Source organism: Streptomyces sp. NBC_00158 (assembly GCF_045160885.1).
Classification (GTDB): Bacteria; Actinomycetota; Actinomycetes; order Streptomycetales; family Streptomycetaceae; genus Streptomyces.
The window spans coordinates 1,055,755-1,073,340 of record NZ_CP108161.1 but is presented as its reverse complement, the minus strand read 5'-3'; the positions used below and the strand labels follow the sequence as shown (position 1 = coordinate 1,073,340).

Below are 17,586 nucleotides of genomic sequence, written 5' to 3'. Positions count from 1 at the left end.
ATGAGGGACCAGCCTGAAGCCCCCGTGTCCACCGCCCCGCCGGCCGACGGCCCCGACGGCTCCAGAGGCGCCGCGGGTACCGCAACCGCGCTGCCCGGGCATCCGGCCCGGCGGCCGCCCGCGCCCCCGCCCTCCGCGCCCCGCCCGCTCGGCGAACACCGGCTCTGGCCGCGCTCGTTCGCGGACCGTCTGACCACCCCGCTGCCCGGGCTGCGCGCCTTCGCCCGGCTGGCCCGCGAGGGCGCCTTCCGGCCCGGCGCGGAGGGACTGAGGGGCATCCCCGACCTTCCCTACGCGCCCGCGCCGCTGCCCGCGGTACCCCCGGGCGCGGTGTCCGCCACCTGGGCCGGGCACGCCAGCTGGGTGCTCCGGACCGGCGGCCTGACGGTGCTCACCGACCCCGTCTGGTCCCGGCGGATCCTGGGCACCCCGGCGCGGGTGACCCCCGTCGGGGTGCCCTGGGAGGAACTCCCGCCCGTGGACGCGGTGGTGATCAGCCACAACCACTACGACCACCTCGACGCCCCCACCCTGCGCCGGCTGCCGCGCGACACCGCGCTCTTCGTCCCGGCCGGACTCGCCCGCTGGTGCCGCCGCCGAGGCTTCACCCGGGTGACGGAGCTCGACTGGTGGGAGTCGGCCGAACTGGGCGGCGTACGCTTCGAGTTCGTCCCGGCGCACCACTGGTCCAAACGCTCCCTGCTGGACACCTGCCGCACCCTGTGGGGCGGCTGGATGCTGACCGACACGGCCCGCGGCCGGAAGGTGTACTTCGCGGGCGACACCGGATACGGCCACTGGTTCGGGGAGATCGGCCGCCGCCACCCCGGCATCGACCTCGCCCTGCTGCCGATCGGCGCCTACGCCCCGCGCTGGTGGCTGCGCGACGTGCACGCCGACCCGGAGGAAGCCGTACGGGCCTGCCTGGACCTCGGCGCCCGCAGGATGGCCCCGATGCACTGGGCCACCTTCGTCCTGTCGGCCGAACCCGTCATGGAACCCCTGTGCCGCGCCCGCGCCGCCTGGGCCCGCGCCGGACTGCCCCGCGAGGACCTCTGGGACCTGCCGATCGGCGCCTCCCGCAGCTTCTAGCCCGCGGGCTTCGCGTTCGGCTTCGCGTTCGGCTTCGCGTTCGGCTTCGGCTTCGGCTTGGCGACCACGTGCATGCGCTCGCCCTGCTTCCCGAAGAGGCTGAGGACCTCCACGGGCCGCCCGTCGGCGCTGCCGAACCAGTGCGGGGTCCGGGTGTCCCACTCGGCGGCCTCGCCGGGCCCGAGGACCAGATCGTGCTCGGCCAGCACCAGCCGCAGCCGGCCGGTCAGCACGTACAGCCACTCGTAGCCCTCGTGCGTGCGCAGGTCCGGGTCGGCGCCCCGGTCCGGGATGACCATCTTGTACGCCTGGAGCGGCCCCAGTCCCTGGGTCAGCGCCACCGACGTCCCGCCGTTCCGCATCGCGCGCGGCGTCATCCGCACCCGGGGATCGCCCACCGGCGGCGCCCCGACCAGGTCGTCCAGGGCCACCCGGTAGGCGCGGGCCAGCGGCAGCAGCAGCTCCAGGCTCGGCCGCCGCTGCCCCGACTCCAGCCGGGACAGGGTGCTCTTGGAGATGCCGGTCTCCTCGGACAGCACGGCCAGCGTGAGGCCGTGCCGGTCCCGCAGCCGCCTGAGCCGGGGCCCGACCTCGTCGAGCACGGCGCGGTGGGAGACGGGTCCGTCCGGGCTGGCGTCCATGCGGGCATTCCACCCCACCGTCCCGGAAACGGCAACAGGGGTTGCCATGCACCCGTCGGCCCCGAGCCTCGCACCGCTAAGATCACTTCCCCATGGAGCCGAGTACGGAAATCCGGATGATCACCGTCCCGCCGGGGCGGGTGACCCTGTCCGACCGGCGGACCCGGCGCAGCTGGGACGTGGAGCTGGAGCCCTACCGGCTGGCCGCGTTCCCGGTCACCCAGGCCCTGTACGCCCGGATCACCGGCGAGCGGCCGGGCAGCGCCCCGGGGGACCGGCTGCCCGTCGAGGGAGTCTCCTGGTGGGACGCCGTCCGCTTCTGCAACGCCCTCTCCCGCGACGAAGGCCTCACCCCGGCCTACCGCATCGACGCCGGGGCCGCCGGAGCCGCCGGGGCCGTCGAGTGGGACGCCGCCGCCGACGGGTACCGGCTGCCGACCGAAGCCGAATGGGAGCACGCCTGCCGCGCCGGCACGGACGGCCCGCACTACGGCCCGCTCGACGAGATCGCCTGGTACCGCGGCAACTCCGGGGAGGCCCTCCACGAGGTCGGCGGCAGACTGCCCAACGCCTGGGGCCTGTACGACATGCTCGGCAACGTCTGGGACTGGTGCTGGGACGTCTACGACGCCGAGGTCTACGGCGAGTACCGGGTCCTGCGCGGGGGCGGCTGGTTCGACGAGCACTGGTCCTGCCGCGCCTCCGCCCGCCGCCGCAGCCACCCCACGTTCCGGGTCGACGACGTCGGCTTCCGCCTCGCCCGCTCCACCGCGCCCTGAACCGCCGGGATCAGGCCGGGGCCTTCGGGTCAGGTCCCCGGTCCGGCAGGAAACGGGCCGACTTCAGGGCCAGCTGCTCCGCGAAGTAGGCGGGTGCGTCGGGCCGCATCCGGGCCAGCGCCACCATGCCGGTGATGATGACGTCGCACACCTCGTCGTGCACGTCGTCCCAGCTGTGCGATTGCCCCTTGCGCGGGTTGCTGCCCGTCGCGCCGATCACCGCCTGCGCGGCCTCGCCGAACTCCTCCCCGATCTTCAGCACTTGCAGCACGTGGCTCTGCGGAGGGTGCACCCCGCGTGCGGCGGCGGCCGCTTCGAAGCGGGCGGCGAGGGCGCGGACCGTGTCCCAGGAGGCGGAGTTCACGGCCGGACCCTGCCCGGCCGCAGCCGCCGCCACACCCCCGGGGCCACGCCGATCAGCAGCGTCAGGCCCACCGCCAGCACCACGCCCTTCCACGGCTCGGAGAACAGCGAGCCGCCCAGGATCCCGATCAGCCCGTACGCCGCGGCCCACGCCACGCAGGCGGGCGCGTCCCCCCGGGCGAACCGGCGCAACGGCATCCCGCCCAGCAGACAGGCCAGCATCACCGGGATCCGGCCCGCCGGGACCAGCCGCGACAGCACCAGCACCAGCACCCCGTGCTCGTCCAGCTTGCGCCGCGCCCGCTCCAGCCGCTCCGGCTCGGCCCGCCCCCGCAGGGACTCCAGCCACCGCGACCCGCCCCGCGAACGCACCCCGCGCGAGCCCAGCCAGTACAAGGCCACGTCCCCGGCGAAGGCGGCCAGCGCGGCCACCGCGATCACCAGCAGCACCCCGAACGGCAGCGACTGCTGGTGGAACGCCACCACCGCCGCCGAACTCACCAGCGCCCCCGTCGGGATCACCGGCACCAGCGCCCCCAGCGCCACCAGTACGAACAGCGCCGGGTAGCCCACCGCCTGCTGGGTGGTCTCCGGCGGCACCCGGCCCACCACGTCCGCCGCCACCGGCCACGGCGTCACGGCAGCCGCACCCGCTCCCCGTGCCCGGGGACCCGTACCGTCACCTTCGGCGCGAGCCGCCCCGCCAGCCTGGCGAACTCCCCGCCCGGCGCGTGGAACTCGTGCGGCCGCACCGCGTCCATCCCGATCGGCCAGTACGTCCCGTAGTGCACCGGCACCGCCGCCGCCGGAGCCAGCTCCGCCAGGGCCCGCGCCGCCCGCTCCGCGTCCAGGTGCCCCGGCCCCAGGTACGGCCCCCAGCCCCCGACCGGCAGCAGCGCCACGTCCACCGGACCGACCTCCTCGGCCATGGCGTCGAACAGCCCGGTGTCCCCGGCGAAGTACGTGCGCGCCTCGCCCTGCACCACGTACCCCAGCGCCGGCGCCCGCTGCGGCCCGAACGGCACCCGGCGCCCGTCGTGCCGCGCGCTCACCGCCCGCACCCGTACGCCGTCCCGTACGCCGACCTCCTCGCCCGGCACCACCTCCGTCACCACCAGCCCCCGCACCCCCGCGAGCCGCGCCAGCCCCGGAACCGCCCGGCGCGCCCCGCGCGGCACCACCAGCCGGGTGCCCGGCGCCAGCAGCGCCAGCGAGGGCAGGTGCAGATGGTCGGCGTGCAGGTGCGAGACCAGCACCACGTCCGCCTCCGCCGCCTCCGGCGGGGGCACGGCCCCGCGCCGCCGCCGCAGGTGCGCCAGCCGCCGGGCGAACAGCGGATCGGTCAGCACCCGCACCCCGGAGTCCCGTACCGCACACGTGGCATGACCCCACCAGGTGATCTCCACCGGCACCCCCGCACCACCCCTTCCCTCGGCACTTCGAGACTTCGAGCCTAGGGGGTGTCACTGCCCGCCCGCGCGGAAGCAGAACCCGGCGCACCCCTCCTCCCCGGGCCCGGATCGGAGTAGGGTCGGGCGCCATGGATGCGCTGCGCGTGGCCGCGATCGCCAGCCTGGCCCCGCTCGAGGAACTCGATGCCGACCCCTTCGCCGTGGACACCCGCGGCCAGCACGCCATGTGCGCGCGCTGGGCCGCCGAGCAGGGGTACGTGGTCACCCGGCAGCTGCTCTTCTACGGGCTGCGGACCGACCACTGCGGGATCTGGCGCGACGTGGACGCCGGACAGGTCGACCTGTTCGTCGCCCCCAACCGCCGGGTCCTGGCCCGGGCACTGCGCTCCGTCGAGGAGTTCACCGCCGAGTGCGAGCGGCGCGGCGTACGGCTGGAGACGGCAGGGCTGGAGGAGCCGGCCTACACCTCCGCGATGAAGGCCGAGGTGCACCGCCGGCTGTCCATGCCGACCGCCGGCTACGACGGCACCTGAGCCGGCGGCATCCGCCCGACGGCTCCTGGTACGACGGCTCTCGGTACGACGGCTCCCGGTACGGCCGCACCGGCCCGCCGTACGCCCGCCGCGTCCCGTACTCCCGTGCGCCACCCGTGTCGACCGGCCGCTCCCGGCGCCCTGTGCGACGCTGGCTGAGGGGACCGCGGGCCGGGCGCGGGCCGGGGAGCGAGGCGGGTGCGGCGTGTGGCGGGAGCGGTTGCGCTGGCGGGCCGCGGGCGGGGCACTGGTGCGCGTGGTGCTCGTCTGGGCGGCGTCCACCCTGACCATGCTCGTGCTCGCCGGGATCCTGCCCGACTTCCGCCTGCAGTCCGCCGACGGTGACAGCGTCACCCGGATCGGGCTGACGGCGGCCTGGGGCGCCGGGGCCTTCGGCCTGCTGAGCGCGCTGGTGTGGCCGCTCCTGGTACGGGCCCTGCTGCTGGTGCCCGCCCTCGTGCTCGGACTGCTCGTCTTCTTCCTCAACGGCTCGCTGCTGCTGATGGCGCTCAGCCTGATCCCCGCCGGGCGGGGCGCGGAGGTCGCGCCCGATACGGCGGTGGTCGTGGCCGCCGCGATGTCCGCCGTGGCCTCGGCCACCTCCACCGCGCTCGCGGTGCGCGACGACGACGCGTACCGGCGCCGGCTGTACCGGCTCGCCGACCGGCGCAGGCGCCGGTTCGGGGCGCCCCCCGGCGGCAGTCCCGGGCTGGTCTTCCTCCAGCTCGACGGGGTCGGCTACGAGGCGCTGCGCCGGGCGGCCGCCGAGGGGCTGATGCCCACCGTGGCGGGCTGGCTGGAGGGCAGCCACCGCGTCACGCCCTGGCACACGGACTGGTCCAGCCAGACCGGCGCCAGCCAGCTCGGCATCCTGCACGGCTCCAACTTCGACGTCCCGGCCTTCCGCTGGTACGAGAAGGACACCGGCGAGGTGATGGTCTGCAACCGGCCCACCAGCGCCGCCGAGCTCCAGCGCCGGGCCGTCGAGCGGACCCGGGACGGCGGGCTGCTCACCATGGACGGTGCCAGCCGCGGCAACCTGTTCAGCGGGGGCGCCGACCAGCTGGCGCTGGTGCTGTCCGTCGCGGCCCGGCGGGGCCGCGCCAACCGCTCCCGCGCGGGCTACTTCGCGTACTTCTCCGACCCGGCCAACGCCGTGCGCACCGCGCTGTCCTTCGTGGCCGAGGTGGGCCGGGAGACCGGCCAGTCGCTGCGCTCACGGCTGCGCGGGGACCGCCCGAGGGTGTCGCGCGGCGGGCTCTACCCGCTGATCCGGGCCTTCGCGACGGTGGTCGAGCGGGACGTGGTGGTCGCCGCGGTGATCGGGGACGTGCTCGCGGGCCGCGCCGCCGTCTACGCGGACCTGGTCGCCTACGACGAGGTCGCGCACCACTCGGGCCCGCGGGGCCGGGACACGGACCGGGTGCTGGCCCGGCTCGACCGCAGCCTCGCGCTGATCGCACGGGTCGCCGAGCACGCGCCCCGGGAGTACCGCGTCGTGCTGCTGTCGGACCACGGCCAGAGTCCGGGGGAGACCTTCCTCGGCCGGTACGGGCTCAGCCTGAAGGACCTGGTCCGGGCGGGCTGCGGGCTGCCCGTGTCGCGCCGGGCCGGCCGCACCCGCAGCGGGGCCGAGGCCCGCGCGGCGGTGCTCGCGGCCCTGCACCGGCCGGTGGAGGAGGAGGCGGAGGAGGCCCGTCCGGGGCCGGTGCCCGGTCCGGTGGTCCTGGCGTCGGGCAACCTCGGGCTGATCTCCTTCCCGGACCTGCCCGGGCGGGCGTCGCGGGCGCGGATCGAGCGGGCGCACCCCGCGCTGCTGCCCACCCTGGCCAACCACCCGGGGGTGGGCTTCCTGCTGGTGGACGGGGAGGTGCTGGGCCCGGACGGGGCGGTGGCGCGGCTGGACGTACCGGGGGAGGCGGAGGCGCTGCTGGCCCCCTTCGGGCCGGGGGCGGCGCGGGCCGTGCGCCGGACGGACTCGTTCCCGCACGTGGCCGACATCATGGTCAACTCGGTGTACGACCCGGGGACCGGTGCCGTGCACGCCTTCGAGGAGCAGATCGGCTCGCACGGCGGGCTGGGCGGGGAGCAGGCCCGCCCCTTCCTGATGTGGCCGACCGTGCTGTCGGAGCCCGGCCCGGACCTGGTGGGCGCCGAGGCCGTGCACGCGGTGCTGCGCCGCTGGCTGCGCGAGGCGGACGGCCCCCAGGTCCCGCTGGCCCTCCAGGCCCCGCAGGTCCCACAGCCCCCACAGCCCCCGCAGGTCCCACAGACCCTGCAGATCCCGCCGCTCGCGGAGGCCCCGCGGGAGGATTCGCGGCCGGGAGCCCCTTCGGATGGAATCCTTCCTTCCGGGGAGGTCCCCGCGCCGGACGAAACCCGGTGATTTGGCGCCCACTTCACGGTGGTCAACCATGTGTTGACCTGCCCAGCATGTGAGACATCCAGAGGCGCACCACCGATGACCAGCACCGCAGCCCCGCCCGCCGAAGCAACGGCACCCGCGCAGGCACCCCCGCAGGAATCCCCGCAGGCACCCCGCCAGGGAGACCGGCACGCCCGCCGCTTCGGCCTCCCGGTCGCCGTCTGCCTGGTCATGGGCAACGTCATCGGCGGCGGTATCTTCCTGCTCCCCGCCTCGGTCGCGCCCTTCGGCACCATCAGCCTGCTCGCCTTCGCCGTCCTGACCCTCGGCGCGATCGCCCTCGCCCTGGTCTTCGGCCGCCTCGCACAGCGCCACCCGCAGACCGGCGGCCCCTACGTGTACGTGCGCGCCGCCTTCGGCGACTTCGCCGGCTTCCTCGCCGCGTACAGCTACTGGATGACCGCCTGGGTCTCCAACGCCGCGCTCGCCGTGGCGTCCGTCGGCTACCTCGCGGTGCTGTTCCCGGCCGTCGGCGAGCACCGGTGGACCATGTGCCTGGCCGCCCTGGCCGTGCAGTGGCTGCCCGCCCTCTCCAACCTGGCCGGCACCCGGTACGTGGGCGCCGTCCAGGTGGTCGCGACCGTCCTGAAGCTGGTCCCGCTGCTGCTCGTCGCCGTGGGCGGACTGTTCTTCTTCGACCCGGCGAACCTCGGCCCCTTCCAGGCCACCGACCAGAGCCCGGTGGGTGCGGTCTCCGCCTCCGCCGCGATCCTGCTCTTCAGCTACATCGGCGTCGAGTCCGCGGCCGTCAGCGCCGGCGAGGTCCGCGACCCGGCCCGCAACGTCGGCCGGGCCACCGTCCTCGGCACCGTCGGCGCCGCCACCGTGTACCTGCTCGGCACCCTGTCGGTCTTCGGCCTGGTCGCGCACGACAAGCTGGTCGCCTCCGAGGCCCCCTTCACCGACGCCGTGAACGCCATCTTCGGCGGCACCTGGGGCGGCACCCTCGTCGCCGGCGCGGCCGTGGTCTCGATGCTCGGCGCCCTCAACGGCTGGACCCTGCTCAGCGCGCAGACCCCGTACGCGGCCGCCAAGGACGGGCTCTTCCCGAAGGTCTTCGAGAAGAAGCAGCGCGGGGTCCCCGTCGTCGGCGTCGTCGTCACCGTCGTCCTGGCCTCCGCCCTGACCGTCTACAACTACACGGCGGGCTCGGCGGCGGTCTTCGAGTCGCTCGTCCTGATCACGACCTTCACCGCGACCGTTCCCTACCTGCTCTCCACCGCCGCCCAGCTGTACTTCCTGGCCTCGGGCCAGGGCGAACGGGTCCGGCGCGGGCGGCTGGTCCGCGACGCCGTCCTCGCCGGGGTGGCCTTCGCCTTCTCGATGTGGCTCGTCGCCGGGTCCGGCTACGCGGCCGTCTACCAGGGCGTGCTCTTCCTCTTCGCGGGCGTCCTCGTCTACGCGCTGATGGCCGCCCGCAGGAACCGCGCGGCCGCTGCCGCCGCGGAGTAACTTGGAAGGAAGACCGGCCAGGGGGGCTCCGAGGGGTCGCCATGTCCGCGATCAGCAACACCATCGACATCGACCGAAGGCCCGAAGACGTCTTCGCCTACGTGACGGACCCCACGCACCTGCCCGAGTGGCAGGACAGCGCCGTGGCCGCCGTCCCCATGGGAGACCTGCCCGTGCACGTCGGTTCCAGGGTCGCCATCACCCGGCAGTTCGGCAAGCGGAGGATCCCCACCACGGTGGAGTTCACCGAGCTCGACCCGCCCAGGAGCTGGCACGTCCACGGCGTCGACGGGCCGGTCCGGCCCGACGTGCACGGCAGGATCGAACCCCTCGACGGCGGCACGCGCTCCCGCGTGACCCTGTCGGTCGACTTCGAGGGCCACGGCCTGGGCCGGGGCCTGGTCCCCCTGGTCGTGAAGCCCAGGCTGCGCAAGGAGATGCCGCGCAGCGAGGAGAAGCTCAAGCACCTCTTGGAGCACTGACACCTCGCACCCGACCCGCCACCGCGGCGGGGAAACGCGGAGGCCCGCGCCGTGACGGCGCGGGCCTCTCGTGTGTCCGGTACCGGGACCGATCAGTCCAGGTAGTCGCGCAGGACCTGCGAACGCGACGGGTGGCGCAGCTTCGACATGGTCTTGGACTCGATCTGGCGGATGCGCTCACGGGTGACCCCGTACACGCGGCCGATCTCGTCCAGCGTCTTCGGCTGGCCGTCGTTGAGGCCGTAGCGCATCGAGACCACGCCCGCCTCGCGCTCCGAGAGCGTGCCCAGGATGGACTGGAGCTGCTCCTGGAGGAAGGTGAAGGACACGGCGTCGGCCGGAACGACCGCCTCGGAGTCCTCGATGAGGTCACCGAACTCGCTGTCGCCCTCCTCACCCAGCGGGGTGTGCAGGGAGATCGGCTCGCGGCCGTACTTCTGGACCTCGATGACCTTCTCGGGGGTCATGTCGAGTTCCTTGCCCAGCTCCTCCGGGGTGGGCTCGCGGCCCAGGTCCTGGAGCATCTGGCGCTGCACACGGGCGAGCTTGTTGATGATCTCGACCATGTGGACGGGGATGCGGATGGTGCGCGACTGGTCGGCCATGGCACGCGTGATCGCCTGCCGGATCCACCAGGTCGCGTACGTGGAGAACTTGAAGCCCTTGGTGTAGTCGAACTTCTCCACCGCGCGGATCAGACCGACGTTGCCCTCCTGGATCAGGTCCAGGAAGAGCATGCCGCGGCCCGTGTAGCGCTTGGCCAGCGAGACCACGAGACGGAGGTTGGCCTCCAGCAGGTGGTTCTTGGCCCGGCGGCCGTCCTCGACGAGGATCTCCAGCTCGCGCTTGAACGCGGGCTTGTGGTCCTCCTCCTCTTCGAGCTTGTACTCGGAGAACAGGCCCGCCTCGATGCGCTTGGCGAGCTCGACCTCCTGCTCGGCGTTGAGGAGCGGCACCTTGCCGATCAGCTTCAGGTAGTCCTTGACCGGGTCGGCGGTGGCACCGGCCACCATGACCGTCTGCGCCGGGGCGTCGTCCTCGTCGTCGTCGGACAGCACGAAGCCCTGGCCGCCGGCCTTGGGCGCCTCCTCCTCGGTCTCGTCGGCGAGGTCCTCGACGGCCCAGTCCTCACCCTCGACGGCCGGGTTCTCGGCGTCGTCGGCGTCCTTGGCGCCGGCCTTCTTCGAGGCGGCCGTCTTCTTGGTGGCCGTGGCCTTCTTGGCGGCGGCCTTCTTGACCACGCGCTTCTTCGGCTCGGCGGCGGCCTCGGCCGACACCTCCTCCGACGCGGCGGCCGACGGAGCGGATATCGCCGCGGCGGCGGCCGGGGCGGGAGCGGTGGCGGAGGCCTTGCGCGCGCCGATGGGGCGCGGCGGGGCGACCGCCTTCTTCGTCACGGTGCGGGCCGGGGCGGCAGCTGCCTTGCGGGGCTTCTTGGCAGCAGCCTTCGTGGCGGGGGCGGCGCTGACGTGGAGGGCGACACCCTCCTCGTCCAGGACCTGGTTCAGGCTGCGCAGGACCCGCTTCCACTGGTCCACCGGGATGCGGCCGGCCTCGAAGGCCTGGCGGACATCGTCACCGTTGATGTGACCCTGCTCGCGGCCGCGCTCGACGAGCGCGACCAGGGCCTCGGATTCGGCGATCTCCGGAGGGAACGTACGGGACGGGCTGAGCGACACAAGGAGCCTCTCGTTGCGAACAGATAAGGAGTGGGCGGGACATCATCGCGCGGACTCGGGAAACAGACCGAAGCGGGTCTGTATTCCGGGGCCGCGCGAGGACACCTGTCGGTTCATCGCCTGCCCGAGTCGATTCGTTACGCGCTGAATTGAGTGACCTGCGCCACGCTGTGGCCGCGCAACCGATCCGGCGTGGATCCGTCCGCACTCAGGGTCACTCCTTCTTGCGGGCCTCGATGAGGAAACGGGCGGTGTGCGCGACGAACGGACCCTCGCGTCCGATCCGTTCGTGGAGCTCGCGCAACCGGTCCCGGTACTGGCCGACCGTGAAGCCTGGAACCATCCAGATCACCTTCCTCAGGAAGTAGATCACGGCGCCGATGTCGTGGAACTCCGTACGCAGCCGCTCGGAGCGCAGGTCGGTGATCTCCAGGCCGGCCCGGGCGGCGTCGGCCACCGCGTCGTCGGGGTGGCGGGCCCGGCGGACCTCCTCCGGCTGCGGGCCGAGGAAGTACTCGACGAGCTCGAAGACGCTCGACGGACCCACCTGCTGCGACAGGTACGTCCCGCCCGGCGCCAGCACCCGGGCGATCTCGTCCCACCAGATGGTCACCGGATGCCGGCTGGCGACCAGCTCGAAGGCTCCGTCCCCGAAGGGCAGCGGCGGCTCGTCGGAGTCCGCGACCACCACCGCGCCCAGCGGGTGCAGCAGCCGGGTCGCCTTGTCGATGTTCGGCGGCCAGGACTCCGTGGCGGCCATCAGCGGGGGCAGCGGGCCCGCTCCGGCGAGCACCTCGCCCCCGCCGGTCTGGATGTCCAGGGCCGAGCGGACGCGGGCCAGGCGCTCGCCCAGCAGCCGCTGGTAGCCCCAGGAGGGCCGCTGCTCGGTGGCCCGGCCGTCGAGCCAGGAGAAGTCCCAGCCGTCGACGGAGACGGACTCCGCCTCGGCCACGAGATGGTCGAAAGTGCGCGTCATGTCTCGATCGTCCCAGCTCGGGCCCCGGTCATCCACCGGATAAGTCGACTACAGTGGGCACCGGGCCGTGACTGGCGTTCGGGTGGATCACCACCGGGGAGCGGCCCGGCGTACGCCACGACGGTCCGTACGTCGTCTGCCGCGCGCCTGGGCGAAACGCGATCCGCGAACCGCGATCCGCAGCGACGTTCAGGAGACCCCGTGACGACTGCCCCCACCGCCACCGCCCAGCTCATGGACGGCACCGCCCTCGCCCGCCGCGTGTCGGAGCGGACCGCCGCCCTCGCGGCCAAGATCACCGAGCGCACCGGCACCGCCCCCTGCCTGGCCACCGTCCTCGTCGGCGAGGACCCCGCTTCCGTGACCTACGTCAAGATGAAGCAGAACCGCTGCGCCAAGGCCGGGATCACCTCCCGCCACGTGGAGCTGCCGGCCGAGACCACCACCGAGGAGCTCGTCGCCGCGATCACCGCCCTCTCCGAGGACCCGGAGATCAGCGGCATCCTGCTCCAGCACCCCGTCCCGCACCACATCGACGAGCGCGCCGCCTTCGAGGCCATCGCCCCCGGCAAGGACGTCGACGGCGTCACCATGCACTCCTTCGCCGCCATGGGCTTCGGCCTGCCCGGCTTCGTCTCCTGCACCCCCGGCGGCATCATGCGCCTGCTGGAGGAGTACGACGTGGACCTCACCGGCAAGCACGCCGTCGTCGTCGGCCGCAGCGCCATCCTGGGCAAGCCCGCCGGCATGCTGCTCCTTGAGAAGAACGCCACCGTCACCTACTGCCACTCCCGCACCCGGGACCTGCCCTCGATCGTGCGCCAGGCGGACGTCCTGGTCGCCGCCGTCGGCAAGGCCGAGTTCATCCGCGGCGAGGACATCAAGCCCGGCGCCGTCGTCCTGGACGCCGGCTACAACGAGGGCAACGTCGGCGACGTCCACTTCGAGTCGGCCGCCGCCCGCGCCTCCCTCATCACCCCGGTGCCCGGCGGCGTCGGCCCGATGACCATCGCGGTCCTGCTGGAGCAGACCGTCCAGGCCGCCGCGGCACAGGCGGGGCTGGACCTCACCGAGCTCTGAGGCGATCATCTTGTGGCGCGGCCCCGCGTGACGGCCGCGCCACAAGCTTGGGGGACTCGGATGGACTTGTTCGCACCGCTCCACCTGCCCGGCGGCACCACCCTTCCCAACCGTCTCGCCAAAGCCGCCATGGAGGAGAGCCTCGCCGCCCAGCCCGGCCAGCTCCCCGACCGGCGCATGGAACGGCTGTACACCCGCTGGGCGCGCGGCGGCGCGGGACTCGTCATCACCGGCAACGTGATGGTCGACCGGCGAGCCCTGACCTCCCCCGGCACCGTCGTCCTCGACGAGCACTCCCCGCTGGAACCCTTCCGCCGCTGGGCCGCCGCCGCGACCTCGGGCGAGGCCCGGGTCTGGATGCAGATCAACCACCCCGGCCGCCAGGTCGGCGCCGACATGCCCGGCACCGCCTGGGCCCCCTCCGCCGTCCCCATCAGCCTCGGCAGGCACACCAAGCGCTTCGCCCGCCCCACCGCCATGACCGGCGCCGACATAGAGGCGACGATCGCCCGCTTCGTCCTCACCGCCCGGCGCGCCGAGGAAGCCGGCTTCCACGGCGTACAGGTCCACGCCGCGCACGGCTACCTGCTCAGCCAGTTCCTCTCCCCCCTCGTCAACCGGCGCACCGACCGCTGGGGCGGCAGCCTGGCCAACCGCGTGCGCATGCTCACGGACACGGTCGCCGCCGTCCGGGCCCAGGTCTCGGCGGGCTTCGCGATCGGGGTCAAGCTGAACGCCGCCGACTTCCAGCGCGGCGGCTTCGACAGCGAGGAGGCCGCCCAGGTCATCGCCGCCCTCGACGGCCTCGGCGTGGACCTGGTCGAGCTGTCCGGCGGCACCGTCGAGAGCCCCGCCAGCATGGGCCACACCACCGACCAGCGGACCCTGGAGCGGGAGGCCTACTTCCTCTCCCTCGCCGAGCGCCTGCTGGAGACCGCCGCCCTGCCGCTGATGCTGACCGGCGGCATCACCCGCCGCGCCACCGCCGAGAAGGCCCTGGCCCGCGGCGTCGCCGTCGTCGGCATGGCCTCCGCCCTGGCCCTGCGCCCCGACCTGCCCGAGCGCTGGCGCGCCGGCGAGGACGTACGGGTGGACGTGCCCCGGCTCGGCTGGCGGGACCGCAGCCTGGCGGCCGCGGGCACCCTGGCCCTCGTGCGCTTCCAGCTGGACCGGCTGGCCCAGGGCCTGGAACCCCGCACCCGCGTCTCCCCGCGCTGGATCTTCACCGCCGACAGCCTCCGGCACCGCCGCAAGGTCCGCGCCTACGGCCAGTGGCTCGCCCGCTCACCGGCCCCCGGCGGCCCCACGGCCTAGCCGACCGGCAGGCCCCGGCGGGCCGCGTCCACGATCGGCGAGCCGCGGAACTCCCGGGCGAGCGCGGCCAGCGGCTGCCCGTCGAGGCGGTACGGGGCGGGTTCCGCGGAGTCCGCGCCCGGGGCCCCCGGCGCGTGCGCGTCGCCCGGGCGTTCGGCGGCGGCCCGGACCCGGCAGGCGGCGGCGAGCATGGCCGCGTCCGCCACCACGGCGGCGCCCGCCTCCGTCAGGCCCTGGCGGCGGGCGGCCCCGTACGCGGCCGCCCGTACGGCGGGGTCGAACCAGCTCGCAAGGGCCAGCAGCCCGTCGTCGATCACCGACTCGCGGTGGATCAGCCGGATCCCGACCGGCGACCACCAGGCCAGCGGCACCGTCACCACCCCGGCGCCGGCGAAACCGCGCAGCGCCTTCCACAGCGGACGCAGCCGCCGGTACTGGCCGAAGTCCCGCCAGGCCTCCGAGCCGCCGACCATCGGGACGATGAACCCCGTGCCCACCAGCAGCGCCGCCGCCGAGGCGAGCGGCGGGGCCACGTACGTGGACAGCCCGTCCCAGTCGCGGCCCGCCCAGCGGGCACCGACGGCCACCCACTTCGCGACGAGGTACCCGAGGTCCAGCACCCCGCCGAGGGTCAGCAGCGCCAGCCCGGTGCGCAGCGGCCGCAGCGCCGGATCGACCCGCAGCATCCACTTCAGGCAGAGCAGGCTCAGCGCGGCGCTGCCGACGGTGTGCGCCAGCAGGTAGCAGACGATCATCTCGCGCAGCCACGGCGTGTTCGCGTAGTACGTGTCCAGGTCCCGCAGCCGCTCCACGTGCGCGTCCCCGAGCACGAAGAACGCGACGATCAGCACGGTCACCGCGCCGAACACCCCCACCGTCACCCAGGTCGCCCGCCGCAGCGCCGCCGCCGGACCACCCGCCCAGTGCAGGATCAGCACGATGGAGGCCCCGGAGAAGGCCGTCAGCACGCCGTACACCAGCGGGGCGGCGAAGTTCGCCACCCCGGTGAGCCGGTTGACCGCCGCGAGGGACGGCGGGGGCGCCAGGAACGTCAGCAGGCAGCCGACCACCAGCAGCGCGCACACGGCCCGCATCAGCGGCTGGTCCCAGCCCCGGCGCAGGGCCGGGGCCTTGATCAGCAGGGCCAGCACCAGCACCGAACCCGCCAGGTAGAGCGGCAGACCGTCCTTCACCGCGAACGGCCGGGGGTGGGAGTACGGGGTACGGGGGTGGGGGTGGGGGGCATCGTGCGGTGCTTTCCTTCTCTCGGGGCGGGTCAGCGGTTCCAGCCGAGCGAGGACTTGACGCGCTCGGTCCCGTCCGGGAAGGCCTCCTGCCGGGGCGGCGGGGGCAGGAACGCCCGCAGGATCTTGCCGAGGTGCAGGCCGAAGGTCTCGGCCCGGATCTCGGCCGGATCCTCCCGGTCGGCGCGCGCTGCCGCCTGCCGGACCACCGAGTCCAACGCCGAGTCCGGGCGCAGCAGCTCGGCGAGACCGCCGTGCGGGCCCGTCAGCCGGGCTGCCACCGCCATGCCGGGGCCGTGCCCGTCGCAGGCGCCCTCCTCGATGTGCCACAGCTCGTGGCAGGCGATCACCAGCTGGTGCTCGGGCCGGGTACGGGCCTCCACGACCACCAGGTCGCGTTCCTCCAGCTCCAGCCACAGCCCGCTGGCGGTCTCCGGCGGGAACGGGGCGAACCGGAACTCCACCGGCCGCCCGCCGCGCCGCCGCCCGAAGGCCGCGCACAGCCCCCCGATGATCGCCCCGGCCCCGGCCGGCGCCGTGAGCCGCGCCTCAGCCATCAGCTCGGCGCCGAGCTTCCGCATGGTCCGTGTGGTCCTCATGGCGCTTCCCCCTCGGCGTCAAGATCCCGGCGCGCGGCCGTCGACAAGGCGTTCGGGTCGCTGGTTCGGTGCGGAGCAGCCTATCCGCCGCCCCCGCCCCCAACCACCGCATCCCCCACACTCACCACCGCGCACCCCACCCGGCAACGGCCATGACCCCGGAGGTAATCGACCCCGCCGAGGGGGCGGCGGCACAGTGGGGACAGCGGGTTCCGGGGTCGCGCACTCGGCTCCGGGGCCCGCTCCCACCAGCACGTACGACCCCGATGGAGGCTGAACCGCCATGTCCGCGACCCTGCTCGGCAGCATCGCCCGCACCACCGTCCCGCAGAGCGTGCTGCGCCGCTTCCTCGCCCTCGACGCCGTGGTCACCACCGCCAACGGCCTGGCCTACGCGGCCTTCTCCGCCCCGCTCGGACGGCTCCTCGGCGTCGGCCAGACCGCCCTCCTCGAACTCGGCCTCTTCCTCACCGCGTTCGGCGCCGGCGTCGGCTGGCTGGCCTCGCGCCGCCGTCCGCCGGTCTTCCCGGTCAAGTTCGTCATCGAGGCCAACTACGCGTGGGCCGCCCTCAGCCTGGTCTCCCTCGCCGTCTGGTTCGAGCCGACCACGGCCGGTGCGGTGTGGATCCCGGCGCAGGCCCTCACCGTGGCCTCGTTCGCGCTCCTCCAGCAGCTGGCGCTGCGCTCGGCCGGCGGGACCTCAGGGGCCCAGTGAGCGCAGGTACTTCACCGTCGCCGGGTCGGCCGGCAGGAGGGTCTCGATGGCCAGCTCGGCGACGGTCACGTCCATCGGCGTGTTGAAGGTCGCGATCGACGACACGAACGACAGCAGGTGCCCGTCGTGCTCGATCACCAGCGGGAGCGCGATGTACGGGACCGCCTCGTCCGGTTCGGCGTCGCCCGGGCGGTCCTCCGGCACCGGGTAGGCCGACACCTCCTCGTACAGCGCGCGCAGCGGCGCCGAGCGGGCCAGCGCGATCTGCCGCTCCATCTGGGCCAGCAGGTGCCCGCGCCACTCCCTGAGGTTGCGGATCCGCGGGGCCAGGCCCTCCGGGTGCAGGGTGATCCGCATCGCGTTCAGCGGCGGCGTCAGCAGGTGCTCCGGCAGCCCCTCCAGCAGCATCCCGATGCCCCGGTTGGCGGCCACCACGTCGTAGACCGCGTCGACCACCAGCGCCGGGTAGGGCTCGTAGCCGGTCAGCAGCCGCTGCATCCCCTCGCGCAGGGTCTCCATGGACGGGTCGTCCAGCGCGGTGTGCGCGTAGTGCGGGGCGTAACCCGCCGCGAGGAGCAGCGCGTTGCGCTCGCGCACCGGCACGTCGAGCCGGTCGGCGAGCCGCAGCACCATCTCCTCGCTCGGGCGTGACCGGCCGGTCTCGATGAAGCTGATGTGGCGGGACGAGGAGTCGGCGCGGCCCGCCAGTTCCAGCTGGCTGATCCCGCGCCGCTCCCGCCAGGTCCGGAGCAGGGCGCCGACCGTGGGCGCCACAGGGGTCGTGGAGGTCATGGCGACGA

At 74.2% G+C, this 17,586-nt stretch carries 18 protein-coding genes and 1 riboswitch; of the genes, 9 read left to right on the top strand and 9 right to left on the bottom strand.

Features of this window, described 5'->3' with window-relative positions; genetic code table 11:
• Entirely contained in the window at positions 1–1,092 is a 1,092-nt protein-coding gene (locus OG553_RS04910; RefSeq protein WP_405977785.1) for an MBL fold metallo-hydrolase, read from the top strand.
• Here OG553_RS04910 and OG553_RS04905 read toward each other — a convergent pair.
• Positions 1,089–1,733 (bottom strand): helix-turn-helix domain-containing protein, encoded by a 645-nt coding sequence (locus tag OG553_RS04905; RefSeq protein ID WP_405977784.1) that lies wholly within the window; start codon positions 1,731–1,733, stop codon positions 1,089–1,091. The two genes, OG553_RS04910 and OG553_RS04905, sit on opposite strands and share 4 nt — an antisense overlap.
• A gap of 92 nt (positions 1,734–1,825) precedes the next feature.
• Between OG553_RS04905 and OG553_RS04900 the strand changes: the two genes are divergently transcribed.
• A complete protein-coding gene (locus tag OG553_RS04900; RefSeq protein ID WP_405977783.1) occupies positions 1,826–2,512 on the top strand; it encodes a formylglycine-generating enzyme family protein in 687 nt (228 codons plus the stop codon).
• 10 nt (positions 2,513–2,522) lie between these two features.
• On the opposite strand, the gene OG553_RS04895 is transcribed toward OG553_RS04900, so the two are convergent.
• Genes OG553_RS04895 through OG553_RS04885 form a run of 3 tightly spaced genes read right to left on the bottom strand, consistent with a single transcriptional unit; the run spans position 2,523 to position 4,287 of the window.
• Complete coding sequence (locus OG553_RS04895) at positions 2,523–2,876, bottom strand: MazG-like family protein (RefSeq protein WP_405977782.1); 354 nt, start codon at positions 2,874–2,876, stop codon at positions 2,523–2,525.
• The gene (locus tag OG553_RS04890) at positions 2,873–3,514 is read right to left on the bottom strand and encodes a DedA family protein (RefSeq protein ID WP_405977781.1); all 642 of its coding nucleotides are present in this window, start codon (positions 3,512–3,514) and stop codon (positions 2,873–2,875) included. Before OG553_RS04890 ends, OG553_RS04895 begins: the two co-directional genes overlap by 4 nt.
• The gene (locus OG553_RS04885) at positions 3,511–4,287 is read right to left on the bottom strand and encodes an MBL fold metallo-hydrolase (protein ID WP_405977780.1); all 777 of its coding nucleotides are present in this window, start codon (positions 4,285–4,287) and stop codon (positions 3,511–3,513) included. The genes OG553_RS04890 and OG553_RS04885 overlap by 4 nt, the downstream gene beginning before the upstream one ends.
• A 128-nt stretch (positions 4,288–4,415) precedes the next feature.
• Here OG553_RS04885 and OG553_RS04880 point away from each other — a divergent pair, with 128 nt between their 5' ends.
• From OG553_RS04880 to OG553_RS04865, 4 genes are all read left to right on the top strand, one after another.
• Entirely contained in the window at positions 4,416–4,820 is a 405-nt protein-coding gene (locus tag OG553_RS04880) for a hypothetical protein (RefSeq protein ID WP_405977779.1), read from the top strand.
• Between the two features lie 289 nt (positions 4,821–5,109).
• Positions 5,110–7,206, top strand: a complete 2,097-nt coding sequence (locus tag OG553_RS04875; RefSeq protein WP_405982960.1) for an alkaline phosphatase family protein — start codon at positions 5,110–5,112, stop codon at positions 7,204–7,206.
• A 75-nt stretch (positions 7,207–7,281) separates the two neighbouring features.
• Positions 7,282–8,697, top strand: a complete 1,416-nt coding sequence (locus OG553_RS04870; protein WP_405977778.1) for an amino acid permease — start codon at positions 7,282–7,284, stop codon at positions 8,695–8,697.
• Between the two features lie 41 nt (positions 8,698–8,738).
• Positions 8,739–9,179: an SRPBCC family protein gene (locus OG553_RS04865; protein WP_405977777.1), complete on the top strand. Its 441-nt coding sequence runs from the start codon at positions 8,739–8,741 to the stop codon at positions 9,177–9,179.
• A gap of 92 nt (positions 9,180–9,271) precedes the next feature.
• On the opposite strand, the gene OG553_RS04860 is transcribed toward OG553_RS04865, so the two are convergent.
• Both OG553_RS04860 and OG553_RS04855 read right to left on the bottom strand, forming a co-directional pair.
• On the bottom strand, positions 9,272–10,858 hold the full coding sequence (locus OG553_RS04860) for an RNA polymerase sigma factor (RefSeq protein WP_405977776.1): 1,587 nt from the start codon (positions 10,856–10,858) through the stop codon (positions 9,272–9,274).
• Between the two features lie 214 nt (positions 10,859–11,072).
• On the bottom strand, positions 11,073–11,834 hold the full coding sequence (locus OG553_RS04855; protein WP_405977775.1) for a methyltransferase domain-containing protein: 762 nt from the start codon (positions 11,832–11,834) through the stop codon (positions 11,073–11,075).
• Positions 11,835–11,891: 57 nt separating this feature from the next.
• Positions 11,892–11,994: riboswitch (ZMP/ZTP riboswitch) on the top strand.
• 74 nt (positions 11,995–12,068) lie between these two features.
• Between OG553_RS04855 and OG553_RS04850 the strand changes: the two genes are divergently transcribed.
• Positions 12,069–12,914, top strand: a complete 846-nt coding sequence (locus OG553_RS04850; protein ID WP_405982959.1) for a bifunctional 5,10-methylenetetrahydrofolate dehydrogenase/5,10-methenyltetrahydrofolate cyclohydrolase — start codon at positions 12,069–12,071, stop codon at positions 12,912–12,914.
• Between the two features lie 60 nt (positions 12,915–12,974).
• On the top strand, positions 12,975–14,228 hold the full coding sequence (locus tag OG553_RS04845) for an NADH:flavin oxidoreductase/NADH oxidase family protein (RefSeq protein ID WP_405977774.1): 1,254 nt from the start codon (positions 12,975–12,977) through the stop codon (positions 14,226–14,228).
• Here OG553_RS04845 and OG553_RS04840 read toward each other — a convergent pair.
• Both OG553_RS04840 and OG553_RS04835 read right to left on the bottom strand, forming a co-directional pair.
• Positions 14,225–15,421 carry an MAB_1171c family putative transporter gene (locus OG553_RS04840; protein ID WP_405977773.1) on the bottom strand — a complete coding sequence of 399 codons (1,197 nt, stop codon included), beginning with the start codon at positions 15,419–15,421 and terminating at the stop codon, positions 14,225–14,227. The genes OG553_RS04845 and OG553_RS04840 overlap by 4 nt on opposite strands.
• A gap of 83 nt (positions 15,422–15,504) precedes the next feature.
• Positions 15,505–16,071: a toxin-antitoxin system, toxin component gene (locus OG553_RS04835; RefSeq protein WP_405977772.1), complete on the bottom strand. Its 567-nt coding sequence runs from the start codon at positions 16,069–16,071 to the stop codon at positions 15,505–15,507.
• 283 nt (positions 16,072–16,354) lie between these two features.
• Here OG553_RS04835 and OG553_RS04830 point away from each other — a divergent pair, with 283 nt between their 5' ends.
• On the top strand, positions 16,355–16,786 hold the full coding sequence (locus OG553_RS04830; protein WP_405977771.1) for a hypothetical protein: 432 nt from the start codon (positions 16,355–16,357) through the stop codon (positions 16,784–16,786).
• Here the strand turns inward: OG553_RS04830 and OG553_RS04825 are convergent.
• Positions 16,772–17,578, bottom strand: a complete 807-nt coding sequence (locus OG553_RS04825) for a helix-turn-helix domain-containing protein (RefSeq protein ID WP_405977770.1) — start codon at positions 17,576–17,578, stop codon at positions 16,772–16,774. The two genes, OG553_RS04830 and OG553_RS04825, sit on opposite strands and share 15 nt — an antisense overlap.
• Positions 17,579–17,586 lie beyond the last annotated feature (8 nt).

Bases quoted from the DNA above. Each gene is read 5' to 3' on its own strand.
- OG553_RS04830 (WP_405977771.1), top strand. From the start codon at position 16,355: ATGTCCGCGACCCTGCTCGGCAGCATCGCCCGCACCACCGTCCCGCAG.
- OG553_RS04870 (WP_405977778.1), top strand. From the start codon at position 7,282: ATGACCAGCACCGCAGCCCCGCCCGCCGAAGCAACGGCACCCGCGCAG.
- OG553_RS04875 (WP_405982960.1), top strand. From the start codon at position 5,110: ATGCTCGTGCTCGCCGGGATCCTGCCCGACTTCCGCCTGCAGTCCGCC.
- OG553_RS04905 (WP_405977784.1), bottom strand. From the start codon at position 1,733: ATGGACGCCAGCCCGGACGGACCCGTCTCCCACCGCGCCGTGCTCGAC.
- OG553_RS04855 (WP_405977775.1), bottom strand. From the start codon at position 11,834: ATGACGCGCACTTTCGACCATCTCGTGGCCGAGGCGGAGTCCGTCTCC.
- OG553_RS04850 (WP_405982959.1), top strand. From the start codon at position 12,069: ATGGACGGCACCGCCCTCGCCCGCCGCGTGTCGGAGCGGACCGCCGCC.
- OG553_RS04910 (WP_405977785.1), top strand. From the start codon at position 1: ATGAGGGACCAGCCTGAAGCCCCCGTGTCCACCGCCCCGCCGGCCGAC.
- OG553_RS04845 (WP_405977774.1), top strand. From the start codon at position 12,975: ATGGACTTGTTCGCACCGCTCCACCTGCCCGGCGGCACCACCCTTCCC.
- OG553_RS04880 (WP_405977779.1), top strand. From the start codon at position 4,416: ATGGATGCGCTGCGCGTGGCCGCGATCGCCAGCCTGGCCCCGCTCGAG.
- OG553_RS04835 (WP_405977772.1), bottom strand. From the start codon at position 16,071: ATGAGGACCACACGGACCATGCGGAAGCTCGGCGCCGAGCTGATGGCT.
- OG553_RS04865 (WP_405977777.1), top strand. From the start codon at position 8,739: ATGTCCGCGATCAGCAACACCATCGACATCGACCGAAGGCCCGAAGAC.
- OG553_RS04825 (WP_405977770.1), bottom strand. From the start codon at position 17,578: ATGACCTCCACGACCCCTGTGGCGCCCACGGTCGGCGCCCTGCTCCGG.
- OG553_RS04900 (WP_405977783.1), top strand. From the start codon at position 1,826: ATGGAGCCGAGTACGGAAATCCGGATGATCACCGTCCCGCCGGGGCGG.